The organism is Pedobacter paludis (assembly GCF_003173575.1).
GTDB classification, from domain to species: Bacteria; Bacteroidota; Bacteroidia; order Sphingobacteriales; family Sphingobacteriaceae; genus Pedobacter; species Pedobacter paludis.
On sequence record NZ_QGNY01000005.1, the window covers coordinates 103,665 to 120,698 of the forward strand.

Consider the following 17,034-nt stretch of genomic DNA (forward strand, 5'->3'; position numbering starts at 1 on the left):
CCGTGGTTTTAGCACAGGATTTTATGTAACAATCAATTCCGGTCAATTAGTTTTTCAACTTTGCCTTAAAAACTTTTTCAAGTTTTTCTAGCTTGGGCAAAATTACCAATCTACAATATGGAGCACTTCCATTTTTTAAATAATAATTCTGATGATAATTTTCGGCAACATAAAAAGGTTTGGCAGATTCTATAGCGGTTACCACCTTTTTGCCATAAGCATTGGTTTTGTTCAGCTCTGCTTTATATTTTTCGGCCAAAACTTTTTGCTCTGGCGTATGATAAAAAACTACAGAGCGATATTGCGTTCCGCTATCAGCGCCTTGACGATTTAATGTTGTTGGATCATGGCTTTTCCAAAAAACTTCCAGTAAATCCGAATAGGTAATCTCCATCAGATTATAAGTGATTTCTAAAACCTCCGCATGTCCAGTTAAACCTGTACAAACTTCTTCGTAAGTAGGATTATTCAACGTACCACCTTCATAACCTGACTTTACCGATACCACGCCTTTCAGTTTTTGAAATATAGCCTCGGTACACCAGAAACAGCCCATTCCAAAAGTGGCCTTTTCGGTTTTTTTTCCTTGGGCATTCGCTTGATTTAAAGCCAATACCGATAATAAGATTAAAATTATTTTTTTCATATTGTGTGTTATGTTTCCTTGCAAGCTTTAACTTGAGTCTTTTAGCTTGGTCTACTATATTACGAAATTAAAGCGCCTAAAGTTTCTGGATGATTAATAATGGATTTTGGATGACAATCTAACATTTTGGTGAATCAGTTGTTATTGTTAATAACTTAAATTACTGATTTTTAATTTATTGAATCTATAATTTTTACCTAAAACACGCTTATTAACAATTCTTTTTTAAATTCGTATTACATTAAAATTAAGAAACATGTCTACACCGTATATTCCCTGTTTAGATTTAGGCTCGTACATTAACGGAACTGAAGAAGAACGCAAAAAATTTTCTGATGAACTTGGAAGAGCATTCAACGATTCTGGTTTCGTAACCATCACAAACCATGGCTTGAGTCAGGATTTGATTGATAAACTTTACGAAAACATAAAAGCAGCCTTCGCATTACCAGTAGAAACAAAAAGAAAATACGAAAAGCCAGAACTGGCCGGACAGCGTGGATATACAAGTGCAGGAAAAGAAACTGCGAAAGGTGCTAAAACACCCGATTTAAAGGAATTTTGGCAAATTGGTCAGGAAGTTACAGACGGTGATCCTGTTAAAAATGAATATCCTGATAATGAGGTTTTAGAAGAACTTCCAGAATTTAATAAGGTAACTGGAGGAATTTATAAAAAACTCGAAGAAAATGGAACGCACTTATTGCGTGCCATTGCAACTTATTTAGAATTACCGATTGATTATTTTGATCAACATGTTCATAACGGAAATTCTATTTTAAGAGGCATTCATTACTTCCCGATAGAAAATCCGGAAACCATTCCTGATGACGCAGTACGTGCTGGAGCGCATGAAGATATTAATCTAATTACTTTATTAATTGGCGCAAGTGCTGATGGTTTGGAAGTTTTAACCCGAAGCAACGAATGGTTGCCAATTAAAGCACACCATACGGATATTGTGGTAAATGTTGGCGATATGTTACAGCGCTTAACCAACAACAAGTTAAAATCGACAACCCATAGAGTGGTAAATCCACCTCGCGAACTAATGAAAACCTCTCGTTTCTCGGTTCCATTTTTCTTGCATCCAAGAAGTGATATGGATTTAACAAGTCTACCATCAACCATCGATGCTGAACACCCTAAGGTTTACAGCGATATGACTGCTGGAGAATATCTTGATGAAAGGTTAAGAGAAATTGGTTTGAAGAAATAGAAAATATCCTCATTCGAGCTTCGATACTACATCGAAACATAACAATCTAATTTAAGCGCCGAATTAATTCGGCGCTTTTTTATTGCTTTTTTAAGCTACGCACAGCAGTTTTAAATGGTAAAATCTATTGAAGTTATTGTTATGTTTTTAACCATAATTATATATTTGAATATTCTCCCTGTTTCTGGATAACATCCCGTTATAATTTTAGCTATGCCTAACGAAACATATCCAGCTCATTATCAGGGAATATTTGCAGTTTTTAATTCAATTTACCCGCTTAGCGAAGAAATAAAGCATGCCATAATCAAAAACAGCGAGGTTATAGAAATTAAAAGGAAAACCATCATATTAAATGCAGGAGAAAACAGCAATACTATTTATTTTATAGTAAAGGGTGGCGCAAGGGTTTATTATCTTGATAAGGAGGGCAAGGAAACCAATACCTGGTTTCTGTTTGAAAACGAACTGCTTATTTCTGTTTTTGGCTTTTTTACTGGTCAGCCAAGTTTTGAATATATTGAAACGCTTGAAGATTCTACATTGATTGCTGTAAAGCGAGAGCGGTTGGACGCAATGTATCTTCAGTTTATGGAGTTTAATTATTCGGGCAGGAAACTCACTGAATATTATTACATCCGCAACGAGAAACAAACCAATAATTTAAGAATGTTGAGCGCCAAGCAACGCTATGATCAGTTAATGTTGCATAACCCACAATTATTCCATAGAGTGTCTTTAGGACATATTGCTTCTTATCTCGGCATTTCCCAGGAAACGCTGAGCAGGATTAGAAAGCAAAAATGATTTTTTGACTTTTGTCAAAAGTTGGAAGCCATAAACCACATAGATTTGAAAAGCAAATTCAATACCTATGAAATACCTCAAAATAATCTCAATTACTTCATTCTTATTAATCAATGGCTTAGGCCCACACGGAATCCCAAATTTTGCCGGCATTCTTTTATGTTTGTTATGTTTAATAGATAGTTTATTATCACAAACATTTTTTGGGATATCATGGGGGTTGGGAATAATTGGTGTTTTAAGCCTTGCTAGCCTAATCAGCATTAGCTTCTCTAGACCACATAAAGATCACTTTCTCTTAATTTTTGCTTTTATTGCGTTAACGGGTTTTGAAGTATTTTTATCCGACATATTGCATCATCAAAAATTAATATTTTGGTTCGTATTTCCTTTATTACTATTTGTGGTAAGCTCAATTTTACTAATAATTAAAAGTTTTGAGAGCCAGAAAGAATTAACCACTTTCTAATGTCTGTTTCTAATATTTCTAAATTGCGGTTTCAAGAGCTGACGATCAATCTTCAGCTTTTTTGTTTTTTGACTTTTGTCAAAAGTTGGGCGATTTAATGGATGTAGTTTTGTTTTTCACCAAAACACTTATTAAACAATTGAGATTCCCCAAAATGAAAATAGATAAGTCAACAGAACAAAAGCTAACTTCCATATTAATTATTTTGTTTTTAATTGCTTCAACTTTTATTGGTGTTCCACTTAATGGAGGCGACAAGGGATGGATTTACGGTTATTCCATGTTTTTAAGCACCTTGTATTCCTTAACAGACACGGCAAATTTATTTGCATTTATTGTTAGCCCTTTTGGTATATTGACCCTGTTGGGAGGAATAGGAGTTTGTTTACTTCCCTTAATTATTTTTACAAAATACGAGAAATGGTTTGTTCTGTTCATCCCTCTAGTTTATATCTTAACCAACTTTTTGGTAATTCCATTATTGATTCCTTTCATCGTTTTTTGGATTATACTATGTTGTAACACAAGTAAGAGCTTACAATGATATTTTTGTGTTTGCGAATATTCTACAGTTATTTTATTTTCCATAAAAAGCATTTACTAGATATGCTTAAATTTAAAGATGTACACAAAAGCTGATTCTGCCTAAACATCATTATCTTCAACTATTAATTTAATTATGAAAAACATTCTATTATCCACTTTTTTCGCAGTCTTGATTACCCAGTTTGCTTATGCCCAAAAACAGGATATAAAAGATCTTTATTTTGATTATCTTCAAGTTAGAATGGATGCAGATGAAAAACCCGAAGCAAAAACTAAAGCCATTGCTTTGCTGCAACGTTCGTCGGAATTGACAAAAACCCAACTCGGAAACGTAAACTACCACCTTGGAAGATTGTATGAAGAAGATGGTGAAATCGAAAAAGCTGTTCCCTATTACGAAGAATCTATAAAAATTACGCCAGGTTACTACGTTCCCTACCGGGCGTTGGGCTTTATGTATTATAAAAAATGTGCGGAGCTGGGCAAAAAATTAATCGAAATTGATAAATCTGTAAATGGAAATTCCTACAAAAAAGCTTTTGATGAACTTAAAGCGCTAAGTTTAAAAACAGCAAAATATTTGGAAAAATCTCAAGCTTGCGATCCTGATGATGAAACTTTAGACATGATTAAAGTGCTCTATAAAAACTTAAAAGATGATAAAGCTTTAACAACAATTAAGGATAGATTAAAAGCTTTGAGTGCAGATTGTGTGACTTTGTTGGAGGATTAGACAATCCGAATAAGATTTGACAACTATCTTGCGCTCCTGTTATAAAAGTTGTCAAATCTAAATTCTTTTTAAAACTGACGAAGTTCTTCCAACGCTTCCGACTTTTGAAACTTCGTAAGTTGATCAGAAAAACCGACTTGCGAAGTTTTGGTGGATTATGAAGCGGGAAACTTCGACAGTCTATAAATAAAAAAAATTGCTATTCTAAAAACTGACGAAGTTCTTCTAACGTTTCCGCCTCTTGAAACTTCGTAAGTTGATTATTTCTTCGAGTCGTCAATCGCTTTATTTACTACATCCTGAATGCGGCCTCTAATTTTTAAATTGGATAATTTATCGGTTACGGTTGGGTTTACCCGATTAGACAAAAACACATACACCAAACCTCGAGATGGATCTACCCAAATACATGTTCCCGTATAACCCGTATGCCCGTAAGTTTGTGGCGAGGCTAAGTTTGATGGATAATGTTTCGTACTATCAGGATCCCATCGATCGAAACCTAAGCCCCTACGACTAACATTCGATTGTTTCGAAGTAAACATATCAACTGTTGAGGTTTTGAAATATTCATGTCCGCCGTATGTACCTCTATTTAAAAGCATTTGATAAAAAATAGCCATATCATTACTGCTTGCAAATAATCCCGCATGACCGGATACACCACCCGCAAGTGCAGCACCCTGATCGTGAACATAGCCAATTAATAAGGTTTTTCTAAAATATTTATCATCTTCCGTTGGAATAATCTGATCTTGCTTAAATCTGTTTCTTGGCAAGAAACCAGCCGTTTGCATCCCCAAAGGTTTATAAAAATTCTCGTAAGCATATTGGTTTAAAGGCTCCTCGCTAATATGTTCAACAATATCTTTCATTACATACATGCTGATGTCGCTATAAACATATTGTCCACGGGTTTTAATTGGCGAATTGAGCATTTTAGGCCACATAAAATCCTTAAAAAACCCTTTTTTGATGTAGTAGTTATCTGCCACCTTTGTTGGATAGGCGGCGGAAGAATCGCGACTGTAATCTCCGGTTTTCACATAATCATGAAAAGGGATGTATGGAATAAAACCAGCTTGGTGCAACATCACTTCCCGAACCTGGATATTGTTCATCGGCGTTGTACGGGCTTTAGGAATGTAAGCGCCAATATTGGTATCGAGCTTTAATTTGTTTTCTTCGAAAAGACGCATAACTGATGGCGTTGTAGCAGTAACTTTGGTTACAGATGCCAGATCGAAAATATCGGTAACCTTATCGGGAATGTTATCATCATAAGTATGATTTCCGTAAGCTTTATTAAAAATTACCTTTCCATCTTTAGCTACCAAAACCACCAAACCTGGTGTAGCTTTTTGGCTAATGGCTTCAGCAGCAATTGCATCTATTTCTTTAAGGTTGTTTGAGTTTATGCCAGCATCTTCTGGAACGGTATATTTTAATCTGGTAACTGAAGTTGTAAAACCCGAACCCATAGTATAACGAGGCGAAAAATTAGTCTTAAGTTTACTGGTTGCTGCAATTCCGCCAAAAATATATTGCGGAACCACAGCCGCTGCATCTACATTGTTTTGTGCTGTCCAAATTAAGGGCGCACGTAAAACATCAAGCGATTTTAAAGCTGTTCCATTACCAAAAAGCGTAACGATGACCTCTTTATTTTTGCTAATGCTATTTATAAAATTAATGTATTTGGCTTTGTTAACATTCTGATCATCTATGGAAATAATTACCGTACTAAAATATTTCAGGTCATCTTCCAAATCGTTAAGGTTAACACTGTCTTTATAAGAATCGGCGGAGAAGGATGTGATTTTATCGTACTTATTTGCCAGGCTATCAAAAACAGAACTATAGGCAAAACTTAAGCTTACAGATGCCACATTTTTTTTTTCCAGTCTTTTTAAGGGAATGATAGAATCCTGATTATTCAGCAAAACTGTAGTTTGGGTAATGGCATTGGTTATTGATAATTTTTTCTCGTTGGTTACATGTTCTTGTGCACAGGCCATTAAACATAAAACATTAAAGAAACTGGCAACGGCCAGAATAAATAATCTATTTCGCTTCATATACTTTTTCTCCGTTCAGATAGGTTTTTAATACTTTGGTTTTTAATATGTTCTGTGGGGTCGACTTTAAAATATCGTGATCTAAAATTACAAAATCGGCCAATTTGCCAACTTCTAAACTCCCTTTTTCTTTTTCTTCAAAATTTGCCTTAGCCGCCCAAATGGTCATTCCACGTAAAGCTTCTTCTGGTGTAAGAGCGTTTTCTTTTTGAAAGCCTCCTTTTGGAAATCCTTTCGAATCTTGACGAACCGTTGCTGCATAAAACGTTAATAATGGATTAATGTTTTCGACAGGAAAATCTGTTCCCAAAGGAATCCAACCGTTTTGCTTGAGCAATTGCTTATAGGCATAAGCATCCTTTAGTCTAGCTTCGCCCAATCTTTGCCCTGCCCAATACATATCTGATGTGGCATGTGTTGGCTGAACCGATGGAATAACATTTGATTTTCCAAATAAATGGAAATCGTTTTCGTTTACAACCTGAGCGTGCTCTATTCTCCAACGCTTATCGTTTTTGCCTTTTAAAACATTATTATAGATCTTTAAAATTACGCGATTTGCAGAATCGCCGATGGCATGTGTGCACATCTGAAAACCGCCAGAAGCAATTTTTGTGGCCACTTCTTCATAGTGTTTAATATCCTTTAAAAGAAAACCGCTTTTATTTGGCATATCGCTATATGGATGCAATAAGCAAGCACCGCGAGAACCCAAGGCACCATCTGCGTAAACCTTAAATGCCCGAACATTTAACCGAGCCGTTTTTATTGCCCCACGACTAAAAAGGTAATTGTAGTTATCTGGGTTATCGGAAAGCATAATGTACAATCGCATTTTCAGCTTATTTTCCTTTTGTAATTTTTCTACAAATTCTACTGCTTGCCAATCCAGGCCACAATCATCAATAGTAGTTAAACCCGCTGCAAAGCAGTTTTTCTGTGCATCGGTAAAAATCTTTTCCGCAAGTTTGGCATCAGGCGATGGAATTTTGCTATCTACCAAACTAACTGCATTATCTATCAAAACCCCGGTTAATTTTCCATTTTGAGTAAGCATGTCGCCTCCAACCAAAACCTTTGCCTGTTTAATTCCAGCTTCATCAAGTGCTTTCTGATTTGCAATAGCCGCATGTCCATCAATTCTGTTTAAGAATACTGGTCGATCTGGAAAGAGCGCAGTGAGTTGTCCGTTGGTTGGAAAAGCTTTGTTTTCCCAATCGTTTTGATCCCAGCCGTTTCCGATTAACCAGCCATCTGGATGCGATTTAGCAAAATCAGAAAGTCGTTTTAAAACTTCTTCCCAAGATTTTGTTTCTCTTAAATCGGCTGCTTGAAGACTTTGTCCATAGCCAAAGAAATGTGCATGCGCATCTATAAACCCCGGATAAACAACTTTCCCGCTTGCATCAATTTCTTCTTTAGCAGTATAATCGCCTTTTATTTCGTCGGTTTTACCAAGTTCTAAAATTTTTCCATCTTTTACCGCGAAAGCCTCAACAGTATCGAACTTCGTATTAACGGTATAAATCTTGGCATTGTAAACAATTACATCAGCTTGCTTTTTATTGCTACAAGATGCAAGGCTTGCAATTATAACTAGTGCGGTTAAAAAGGATTTCATGTTGATAAAGATAGAAAAATGTAATTACTCGTGTTTGTAAATTCGACTTTACAAAGGGCTTAAGAATAATTGTGAAATTTTTGGTTGTTATGGCGTAAAATAACCACCCCCAACTCCTCCTAATTAGCAGGGGAGCTGTTTGTGCGAAAACATGGAATACTAACATGAATTAGCGTGCAGTAATTAAATAATAGTACAAATCAATATTCCTGCACTACCGAACTCCCCTCCAAGGTAGTGCCTTGGTACAGGACTTTCAGAACCGACAGCACAGAACCCTGCTTTTTTAAAACAAATATTTGATTATTCAAAGCAAAGAAAATCACAGCTATTTGCGAGAATATACAGTCATTTACATGTTGAGTTTTAAACAAATCAGCTTCATTAAGCTTATTTTGCATAATTTAGCACATTCACATTGCCACATTACATGACTGATATTATTCACCTATTACCTGATGCTGTTGCCAACCAAATTGCTGCCGGAGAAGTTGTTCAAAGACCTGCTTCTGCGGTAAAAGAATTGCTCGAAAATTCGATTGATGCTGGTGCAGACAAAATTCAATTGGTGATAAAAGATGCGGGCAAAGCTCTGATTCAGATCATTGATAATGGCTGTGGCATGAGTGTTACCGATGCAAGAATGTGTTTCGAGCGCCATGCAACATCGAAGGTAAAAAAAGCTGAAGATTTGTTTGCCATTCGTACCATGGGTTTCCGTGGTGAGGCCATGGCTTCTATTGCTGCAATTTCTCAGGTCGAAATGAAAACCCGCAGGCATGAAGACGAAATCGGAACATGTATTACGATAGAAGGTGCTCAGGTAACTGCCCAAGAGCCTGTTGCCACTTCTCCCGGAACGCAGATTGCCATTAAAAACCTATTCTTTAATACACCAGCCAGAAGAAATTTCTTAAAGAGCAATCCTGTAGAGATGCGTCATATTATTGATGAATTTCAACGCGTGGCGCTTGCTCATCCAACCGTTTTTTTTAGTTTGCACCATGATGGACTGGAAATCTTCAATCTCCCTAAAGGCAATTTAAAACAACGGATTGTTCATCTTTTCGGAAATAATTACAATGAACGATTAGTTCCTGTTGAGGAAGAAACAACGATTATTAACTTAAAGGGATACATTGGGAAGCCTGCCTTTGCAAAGAAAACCCGTGGCGAACAGTTCTTTTTTGTAAACAATCGATTTATAAAAGACCCCTATTTAAACCATGCAGTAAGTTCTGCTTTTGAAGATTTATTGCCCGATGATAGCTATCCGCTTTACGTTTTGTTTATCGAAATTGATCCTGCAAAAATTGACGTAAACGTTCATCCAACAAAAACCGAAATCAAATATCTGGACGAAAAATCTATTTATGCCATTCTAAAATCAGCTGTAAAAAGATCAATCGGGCGCTATAACATTTCGCCGACTTTGGATTTTGATCAGGAAACTGGTTTCAGCAATATGATTACCCAAAAGGCAGTTGAGGATATTGTTCCGCCAAGCATTAATTTTAATCCAGATTTTAATCCTTTTGCTACAGATAAAAGTTCTACTTCCGGCTATTCATCCTCACCTAGAAATTACGAAGCAAAACCGAGTGCAAAAAACTGGGGCTCGCTTTATGAAATTACCCAAGAACCTGTTGTCGAGCAAACTTCTTTTTATAACGATGATGCTGTTTTAGAAACGAAGCAAAAACAATATATGCAATTGCACAATCGTTATATTGTTTCGCAGATAAAATCTGGTTTAATGGTAATCGATCAGCAAATGGCACACGAGCGAATCCTTTACGAACGTTTTCTCGTACATCTTGATGATCGAAAAGGCGCTTCGCAACAGAGTTTGTTCCCTCAAACGGTAACCCTTAATGCGAACGATTTTGAATTGGCAAAAAGTTTATTGGATGATATAAAAAGTTTGGGATTTGATGTTCGTGAGTTTGGCAAAAATACTTTGGTTGTAGAAGGTATCCCTGTTGATTTGGGCAGCAGCAACGTAAACGAAACACAGTTATTTGAGCAGTTAATTGAGGGTTTTAAAAACTCGCAACAAGAGTTAAAACTAAGTAAACGCGATGGCCTGGCAAGAAGCCTGGCGAAAAATGGCGCCATTAAAGCTGGTACAGCTTTAGGTCAGGAAGAAATCAATACTTTAATTGATGAGCTTTTTGCCTGTAAAACACCTAACTTTAGCGTAACCGGAAAGCCGATTATCCAGACCATTACTTTGGCCGAGCTGGACAAAAAGTTTGAGAAATAAGCTAATAGCATAAATAGAAACTTAATAAATGAACAATATACATTTGCCCCCAGTAGTTAAAAATCTACTGATTATTAATATTTTATTTTTTATAGGAACATTAGTTTTCCACCCAGGCGGAGGTTATCCATTGATAGATTGGTTTGCTGTTTATTATTTCGGATCTGAAAAATTTAGAATCTGGCAGCCCATTACCTATATGTTTATGCACAGCCCGGTTGATTATTTTCACATTATCTTCAACATGTTTGCCTTATACAGTTTTGGAAGTGTTCTAGAATCAAAATGGGGAGCGAAAAAATTTCTGATTTTTTATTTTATAACTGGTTTAGGCGCTTTAGCCTTGCAATGGGCAGTTCAAACTTTTGAAATTTATCATTCAGTTGGGCATTTAATATCTGATATTTCCAGTTATGCCCCAAAAACAAAAGCTGAATATGATTTATTATCGGATATTTATTTTGGCCCGATGCTTGGCGCCTCGGGAGCCATATTTGGATTACTCGTTGCCTTCGGAATGCTTTATCCAAACGCCGAATTATTAATTATGTTTATTCCTATTCCAGTAAAGGCAAAATATATTATTCCAATCTATATTTTAGTTGAATTATTTTTGGGTGTTAAACAATTTGAAGGAGATTCGGTTGCGCATTACGCCCACTTAGGTGGAGCCTTAATTGGTTTTATCTTGGTTAAAATTTGGAAAGATAAGGACGATACATTTTATACACTGTATGAATAATAACTTTTTTAAAGATTTAGTTTACAAAGTATTCCGTTCGGGCAATCCACTGTACTTTTACATAGGCTTAAATACCATTGTTTTCTTATTGGTTGCCATAACTTCTGTTATATTTTATCTCGGTGGCAGAGTTTTAAGTACCGAGGTTTTGATTGCTGATTATGTGGCCTTACCTGCAGCATTCACAGAGCTGCCTACGCATTTTTATACCGTGGTTACCTATATGTTTTTCCACGCTGGCATTTTCCATATATTTTTTAATATGCTTGGACTATATTGGTTTGGAAGCATCTTCATGAACTTTTTAAAAAGCAGGCAATTTCACTTTGTTTATTTGGCAGGTGGCATTTTTGGTGGATTATTTGCTGTTGCTGCATTAAATTTATTTCCGGTATTTAATGGAAGTTTAACTGATGCAACCATTATTGGTGCTTCTGCTGCGGTTATGGCTATTATTACGGCTTCGGCAACTTTAGTTCCAAACTACACGATAATGCTTTTCCTTTTTGGCGAAGTAAAAATTAAGTGGATCGCGATTGTTTATTTCGTGCTAGATTTTATCAGCATTGGATCTGGAAATGAAGGTGGTAATTTTTCTCATATCGGAGGCGCAATATTAGGTTTCGTTTTTATAAAAAGCTTACAAAATGGAAATGATTGGAGCAAAATATTTGAGCAGAAGCCGAAATTAAGAGTAGTAAAAAATGAACAACCGGTAAAAAAACCAACATTTAAAGGTGTTTCGCAACAAGAAATTGATGCTATTTTAGATAAAATATCAAAATCCGGATACGATACCTTAACCGCAACAGAGAAAGAAAAATTATTCAAGGCAAGTAAAGATTAATGGCAAAACAGAAATACAATTTCTTTGATAAAATAATTTTACCAATTGCAATTATATTGGCGATTGCTCTTTTTATAGGAACTTTGGCGGCAGGCATTGATCCTCGAAAAAGTATTCTTGTTGCCTATTTTGGCCTTGCCTACCCCTTCATGCTTTTCTTTAATATCGTTTTTTTATTCTGGTGGATTTTAAGCAAAAAGTGGGGTTTTGCATTGGCAACCTTCTTAATTATTGCGATCGGCTATAAAACCATTTATTCTACTTTTGGATTTGGTGGTGATAGGGGAACTTCAGAAAAAGTTGAAGGGAGTATAAGAGTCATGACCTACAATGTCCACAGCTTTAAACTTTTTGGAGAAAATAATACGGTTTCTGCAAAAGAAAAAATGCTCCAGGTTGTAAAAGATCAAAACCCGGATGTAATCTGCTTTCAGGAGTTTTACACCCGTTATAAGGGCAATTTCAACACAATTGATAGCTTAAAGCGTTTGCTCAACACCAAATACTATTATTTCCGTCCGGCCAACAAAAACGATTACGAAGCTTTTGGTCTTGCAATATTTTCTAAATATCCCATTAAAAATAAAGGTGAAATTGTTTTTAAGGCCAATGGCGATAACATGAGCATTTACACCGATATTGATATTAATGGTAGGGTTATGCGAATTTTCAATGTTCATTTTCAATCGATTAGTTTTCAGCCTCAGGATTACGAATTTATTGATCAATTGACCAAAAAAACGAGGGGAAAACTCTTTGCATCGAAACGTATTCTGGGCATGTTGAAATACGCTTTCGAAGAACGAAGTGGCCAAGTTGACATTATGAAAAAGGAAATGGCCGATTGTAAAATCCCCTTCTTAATTGCAGGCGATTTTAATGATACGCCAGCCTCTTATGTGGTTAATCAAATTACAAAAGGCCTGAATAATACCTTTACCATTCAGGGTTCAGGCTTTGGAAAAACTTACAATGGTAAATTTCCAAACTTCCAGATAGATTACATTGCCACCAGCAAAGACCTCGATGTTCTAAATTATAACATTACACAGGCAAAATTATCAGATCACTTTCCGGTAAGAAGTGATTTAAAGTTTAAAACTCCATAATCTATCCTTAATTCTTACCATACATCAACAAAGGCTATTAAGTTAATGGTGATATTTGTTTCATAAAATAATTTGAAACATCACAAACATGAGTTTAATAGATGCCCTAAACTGGCGTTATGCCGTTAAAAAAATGAATGGTCAGCCGGTTGACCAAGATAAAGTTGATAAAATTATCCAAGCTGCCTTATTGGCACCAACTTCTTCTGGTTTACAGCCATTTAAAGTTATTGTTGTAACCAACCAGGAGCTTAAAGAAAAAATTGCTCCAATTGCTTTTAATCAATCGCAAATTATAGATTCATCGCACTTGTTAATTTTTGCCGCACAGGAAAATTATTCGGAAGAAGGAATTGATGCTGTTTTTAATAGAATGAATACCGAACGCGGATTGCCTTTAGATGCCACAGATGCTTATAAAGCACAATTAAAAGGAATGATTTTATCAAGATCGGCTGAAGAAAACTTTAACCATGCCGCCCGTCAGGCTTATATTGGTTTTGGTATTGCAATTGCCGAAGCAGCTTTGCTTAAAGTTGATGCTACGCCAATGGAAGGTTTTAATGGACCAGCTTTAGATGAACTTTTAGAGTTGAACAAGCAAGGGTTGCGCAGTGTTACCTTATTGCCTTTGGGTAATAGAGACGAAGCGGGAGATTGGTTGGTAAATCTTAAAAAAGTACGCACACCATTAAACGAATTCGTAATCGAATTTAAATAAGAAATTTACATCCCAAAGTACCATTTTTAAACGGGCCAATTTATTGGCTCGTTTTTTTTGATTAGCCTTTACAACTTTCCAGCGCTTTGGTGGTTAATTTGTCGAAGCTGAACATTTTAAAAACTGATGAAGCTCTTCCAACACCTCTGGCTTTAAAACTTCGTAAGCTGATAAACTGACCTCCGAAATTTTGGTGGGGAAGGGCATAGGAAACTTCGCATGTCGCATAATAAGATTTGGTTAAAGCTTTCTAGCAATATGGATAGTAAAATTGTCAAAACAGAAAAGCCAATTCTTTATGAATTCCTATATCTGTGTTCATCCTTCTTATCTGTGGTTAATATAATTTAGATTATAAAATATTGTAAAAATGTAACAGATTGTTATGTAAAAAAATGTTAAACATCGGTACATTTTAGGCGCTCTATTTTTAATTGGATATATTTACATCCTTAGTATTTAATTTCCAGTTCATGAAGATTTTTAGAATATCGTTTATAATACTTTCTCTTTTATCTGTACTAAACTTTTCTTCTTCGGCACAAACCGATACCATTAGCATTAACTCGCTAATAGCAAAAACCAACAAAGTTTTAAACGACTATCCGGCCGAGAAAATTTACCTTCATTTTGATAAACCCTATTATGCCGTAGCCGATACTGTTTGGTTTAAAGCGTACGTTACCGAAAATCAAAATTTTCTATCAGGCATCAGTAAAATTGTTTATGTTGATGTAATTAATCAGCACGATTCGTTGATACAAACCTTAAAACTGCCAATTGTGGGCGGTATGGCTTATGGCAATTTTCCAATAGATCAGGTTAATTATAAGCAAGGCAATTATCACATCAGGGCTTACACCTTATGGATGCTTAACTTCGAAAATCCAGCTTTTTTTAATAAAACCTTCTTTATTGGGGAAGCCATTGATAAAGAATTAAAAACACAGATTTCATATAAAAACACCTCTACGGATAAGCAGGAAAAAATTGATGCCAGAGTTCAGTTTAAGGATGCAAATAATAAACCTTATGCAAATAAAAACGTAACCTGGCAGGTGGTTACCAGTTATACTGTTATTGCCAAGGGGCGTGGAACTACCGATGCTAATGGATTTTTAACAATCTCGATGAGTGCGGCCCAAAAGGCAGAATATCAACTGCAAAAGGGTGAGTTGGTTACAAGTATTAATACTACCGATAAAGATGTTGCCACCACAACTTTCCAACTTAAAAATGCAATTATTAATAAAGATTTTCAGTTTTTCCCCGAAGGTGGAAATTTAATTGCCGGCCTAACAACTAAAGTGGCGTTTAAAGCGATAAAAAGCGATGGACTTGGAATAGCCGCAAAAGGAACTGTAAGCGACAATGATGGAAAGCAGGTAGCTACGTTTACGGCTCAGCATTTAGGTATGGGCTCCTTCTCCCTCTTAGCAGAAGCGGGAAAAACGTACAAAGCCAGCGTTACCTATAGCGATGGCTCTACACAAAACTATACCTTGCCAGCCGTTACAGAAAGTGGTATTGGCATTAACATAGATAATAGCAATCCCGATAATATCGCGGTAAAAATTGCTTCCAATGATGTTTTCTTTCAGCAAAATCAGGGCAAAAAATTCTATCTAGTGGCACAAAGTAAAGGTGTAATCTGCTACGGAGCGCAAACAGCCTTATCAAACAAAGAATATAGCACAACAATTTTAAAATCTAAATTTCCGGCGGGAATTGCACAGTTTACTTTATTTACAGAAAATGGCAAACCCCTAAGTGAGCGAATTGTATTTGTACAGCACAAAACAGGTTTAACCATTGGCGTTACAAGTCCGGTTGCAAGTTATGGAATTAAGAAAAAAGTTAAAATTAACTTTTCTGCCAAGAAAGATGGTGCGCCAGTAGAAGGCAATTTTTCGGTCGCTGTTATAGATGAAACCAAAGTTCCTTTTAATGATGATGCCTCGACCACAATTTTAACGGGCCTATTGTTAAGCAGTGATGTTAAAGGTTACATAGAAAAACCAAATTATTATTTCAACGCACCTGATGCAAAGAAAGTATCTGATCTTGATGTACTTTTGCTTACACAGGGCTACCGAAGCTTTGCCTATACAGATGTTTTAGCCAACAAATTGCCGAAAATAGATTTTTTACCAGAGCAAGGCATTCAAATTTCTGGAATTTTGAGAATGGCAAACGGAATTCCGGTTAGAAAAGGTGCTTTGTTGTTAACCATTCCAGATAAACGCTTTAATTTGGAAGGAACTACAGATCCTGTTGGAAATTTTAAATTTCAAAACCTGGTTTTCAATGATTCTTCTAAAGTAACCATTTCGGCCAAGTATAACGTTAACTATAAAGCTATGGTTCTCAGCCTTACCGGCTCTCCTGTACCTTCTATTAGTGGAAATTTCAGTGCTGCCGATGAGGTTCTGAATATTGATAGTGCACTTAATACTTATCTTGATAATAGTAAAAGACAATATGCATACCTACACACGCTTAAAGATGTAACCATTAAAGCGGCGGTAGTTCCAAAGGTGAGCCACAAAGATTATCCGGCACTTTCTGGTTTGAGCCAAATGGCCGATCATGAAATATCTGGCGATCGTTTACAGGGTTGTAATTTGCTAATTAATTGTTTGCAAACCATGTTGCCTGGCGTTACCTTCATGGATAATGTTTTTTATGTAACCCGGGATTATAATGCTGGTGGACGGGTTCCGATGGGGGTTTTCATTAATGGGATGAATGTTGATGTTAACCAGATAAACACCTTAAATCCGAATGAGATAGAATCGATAGAGGTATTTTTGAGAGATGAGCTGGGTTTAGTAAATAGAGCCAACAACATCAATGGGGTAATTGTAATCAACCAGAAAAAAGCACCTAAGGGAACAAAAATTTCTAAAGCACAGTTGATGGATATGTTGCCTAAAAACTACGAAGTTACTTTCTCTCCACAAGGTTATAGTAAGGAAAAACAGTTCTATTCGCCAAAGTACGATGTGCCAGCCAGCATGAACAGAAACGATTTGAGAACAACAATTTATTGGAATCCTAAAGTAGTAACGGACGCAACAGGAAATTCATCTTTCGAGTTTTATAATGCAGATGGGCGTGGACAGTATAAAGTTATTGTAGAAGGTATTGATACCAACGGAAACGTTGGAAGATCTATTTTTAGATATACAGTGAAGTAAAAAAAATGTCACGTTGAGCTTGTCGAAACG

At 36.1% G+C, this 17,034-nt stretch carries 14 protein-coding genes; 11 read left to right on the forward strand and 3 right to left on the reverse strand.

Annotated features, from left to right (window positions below; translation table 11 throughout):
• Nucleotides 1-46: 46 nt before the first annotated feature.
• Nucleotides 47-646 carry a peptide-methionine (S)-S-oxide reductase MsrA gene (gene msrA, locus DF947_RS14695; RefSeq protein ID WP_109930807.1) on the reverse strand — a complete coding sequence of 200 codons (600 nt, stop codon included), beginning with the start codon at nucleotides 644-646 and terminating at the stop codon, nucleotides 47-49.
• Nucleotides 647-902: 256 nt separating this feature from the next.
• Here msrA and DF947_RS14700 point away from each other — a divergent pair, with 256 nt between their 5' ends.
• From DF947_RS14700 to DF947_RS14720, 5 genes are all read left to right on the forward strand, one after another.
• Nucleotides 903-1,865: an isopenicillin N synthase family dioxygenase gene (locus tag DF947_RS14700; RefSeq protein ID WP_109930808.1), complete on the forward strand. Its 963-nt coding sequence runs from the start codon at nucleotides 903-905 to the stop codon at nucleotides 1,863-1,865.
• A 213-nt stretch (nucleotides 1,866-2,078) separates the two neighbouring features.
• Entirely contained in the window at nucleotides 2,079-2,672 is a 594-nt protein-coding gene (locus DF947_RS14705; RefSeq protein WP_109930809.1) for a Crp/Fnr family transcriptional regulator, read from the forward strand.
• A gap of 67 nt (nucleotides 2,673-2,739) precedes the next feature.
• Nucleotides 2,740-3,141, forward strand: a complete 402-nt coding sequence (locus DF947_RS14710) for a hypothetical protein (protein ID WP_109930810.1) — start codon at nucleotides 2,740-2,742, stop codon at nucleotides 3,139-3,141.
• A 154-nt stretch (nucleotides 3,142-3,295) separates the two neighbouring features.
• Complete coding sequence (locus tag DF947_RS22255) at nucleotides 3,296-3,685, forward strand: hypothetical protein (protein WP_158526275.1); 390 nt, start codon at nucleotides 3,296-3,298, stop codon at nucleotides 3,683-3,685.
• A gap of 135 nt (nucleotides 3,686-3,820) precedes the next feature.
• Nucleotides 3,821-4,420: a tetratricopeptide repeat protein gene (locus DF947_RS14720; protein WP_109930812.1), complete on the forward strand. Its 600-nt coding sequence runs from the start codon at nucleotides 3,821-3,823 to the stop codon at nucleotides 4,418-4,420.
• A 260-nt stretch (nucleotides 4,421-4,680) separates the two neighbouring features.
• Here the strand turns inward: DF947_RS14720 and DF947_RS14725 are convergent, their stop codons facing one another.
• Nucleotides 4,681-6,498 carry a serine hydrolase domain-containing protein gene (locus tag DF947_RS14725; RefSeq protein WP_109930813.1) on the reverse strand — a complete coding sequence of 606 codons (1,818 nt, stop codon included), beginning with the start codon at nucleotides 6,496-6,498 and terminating at the stop codon, nucleotides 4,681-4,683.
• On the reverse strand, nucleotides 6,485-8,119 hold the full coding sequence (locus DF947_RS14730) for an amidohydrolase (protein ID WP_109930814.1): 1,635 nt from the start codon (nucleotides 8,117-8,119) through the stop codon (nucleotides 6,485-6,487). The genes DF947_RS14725 and DF947_RS14730 overlap by 14 nt, the downstream gene beginning before the upstream one ends.
• 430 nt (nucleotides 8,120-8,549) lie before the next feature.
• Here DF947_RS14730 and mutL point away from each other — a divergent pair, with 430 nt between their 5' ends.
• The 6 genes from mutL to DF947_RS14765 all read left to right on the forward strand — a co-directional run bounded on the left by mutL (nucleotide 8,550) and on the right by DF947_RS14765 (nucleotide 17,004).
• Nucleotides 8,550-10,385: a DNA mismatch repair endonuclease MutL gene (gene mutL / locus DF947_RS14740; RefSeq protein ID WP_109930816.1), complete on the forward strand. Its 1,836-nt coding sequence runs from the start codon at nucleotides 8,550-8,552 to the stop codon at nucleotides 10,383-10,385.
• A gap of 28 nt (nucleotides 10,386-10,413) precedes the next feature.
• Nucleotides 10,414-11,127 (forward strand): rhomboid family intramembrane serine protease, encoded by a 714-nt coding sequence (locus DF947_RS14745; RefSeq protein ID WP_109930817.1) that lies wholly within the window; start codon nucleotides 10,414-10,416, stop codon nucleotides 11,125-11,127.
• On the forward strand, nucleotides 11,120-11,974 hold the full coding sequence (locus DF947_RS14750) for a rhomboid family protein (RefSeq protein ID WP_109930818.1): 855 nt from the start codon (nucleotides 11,120-11,122) through the stop codon (nucleotides 11,972-11,974). The genes DF947_RS14745 and DF947_RS14750 overlap by 8 nt, the downstream gene beginning before the upstream one ends.
• Entirely contained in the window at nucleotides 11,974-13,083 is a 1,110-nt protein-coding gene (locus tag DF947_RS14755) for an endonuclease/exonuclease/phosphatase family protein (protein ID WP_109930819.1), read from the forward strand. Before DF947_RS14750 ends, DF947_RS14755 begins: the two co-directional genes overlap by 1 nt.
• 88 nt (nucleotides 13,084-13,171) lie before the next feature.
• Entirely contained in the window at nucleotides 13,172-13,804 is a 633-nt protein-coding gene (locus DF947_RS14760) for a nitroreductase family protein (protein WP_109930820.1), read from the forward strand.
• 473 nt (nucleotides 13,805-14,277) lie between these two features.
• Complete coding sequence (locus tag DF947_RS14765) at nucleotides 14,278-17,004, forward strand: alpha-2-macroglobulin family protein (protein WP_240615387.1); 2,727 nt, start codon at nucleotides 14,278-14,280, stop codon at nucleotides 17,002-17,004.
• Nucleotides 17,005-17,034: the final 30 nt, after the last annotated feature.

What these genes read in the sequence shown, in the direction of transcription:
- DF947_RS14760 (WP_109930820.1), top strand. Translation starts at nt 13,172, where the DNA reads ATGAGTTTAATAGATGCCCTAAACTGGCGTTATGCCGTTAAAAAAATG.
- DF947_RS14700 (WP_109930808.1), top strand. Translation starts at nt 903, where the DNA reads ATGTCTACACCGTATATTCCCTGTTTAGATTTAGGCTCGTACATTAAC.
- DF947_RS14765 (WP_240615387.1), top strand. Translation starts at nt 14,278, where the DNA reads ATGAAGATTTTTAGAATATCGTTTATAATACTTTCTCTTTTATCTGTA.
- DF947_RS14720 (WP_109930812.1), top strand. Translation starts at nt 3,821, where the DNA reads ATGAAAAACATTCTATTATCCACTTTTTTCGCAGTCTTGATTACCCAG.
- DF947_RS14730 (WP_109930814.1), bottom strand. Translation starts at nt 8,119, where the DNA reads ATGAAATCCTTTTTAACCGCACTAGTTATAATTGCAAGCCTTGCATCT.
- mutL (WP_109930816.1), top strand. Translation starts at nt 8,550, where the DNA reads ATGACTGATATTATTCACCTATTACCTGATGCTGTTGCCAACCAAATT.
- DF947_RS14725 (WP_109930813.1), bottom strand. Translation starts at nt 6,498, where the DNA reads ATGAAGCGAAATAGATTATTTATTCTGGCCGTTGCCAGTTTCTTTAAT.
- DF947_RS14755 (WP_109930819.1), top strand. Translation starts at nt 11,974, where the DNA reads ATGGCAAAACAGAAATACAATTTCTTTGATAAAATAATTTTACCAATT.
- DF947_RS14710 (WP_109930810.1), top strand. Translation starts at nt 2,740, where the DNA reads ATGAAATACCTCAAAATAATCTCAATTACTTCATTCTTATTAATCAAT.
- DF947_RS14745 (WP_109930817.1), top strand. Translation starts at nt 10,414, where the DNA reads ATGAACAATATACATTTGCCCCCAGTAGTTAAAAATCTACTGATTATT.
- DF947_RS14750 (WP_109930818.1), top strand. Translation starts at nt 11,120, where the DNA reads ATGAATAATAACTTTTTTAAAGATTTAGTTTACAAAGTATTCCGTTCG.
- msrA (WP_109930807.1), bottom strand. Translation starts at nt 646, where the DNA reads ATGAAAAAAATAATTTTAATCTTATTATCGGTATTGGCTTTAAATCAA.
- DF947_RS14705 (WP_109930809.1), top strand. Translation starts at nt 2,079, where the DNA reads ATGCCTAACGAAACATATCCAGCTCATTATCAGGGAATATTTGCAGTT.
- DF947_RS22255 (WP_158526275.1), top strand. Translation starts at nt 3,296, where the DNA reads ATGAAAATAGATAAGTCAACAGAACAAAAGCTAACTTCCATATTAATT.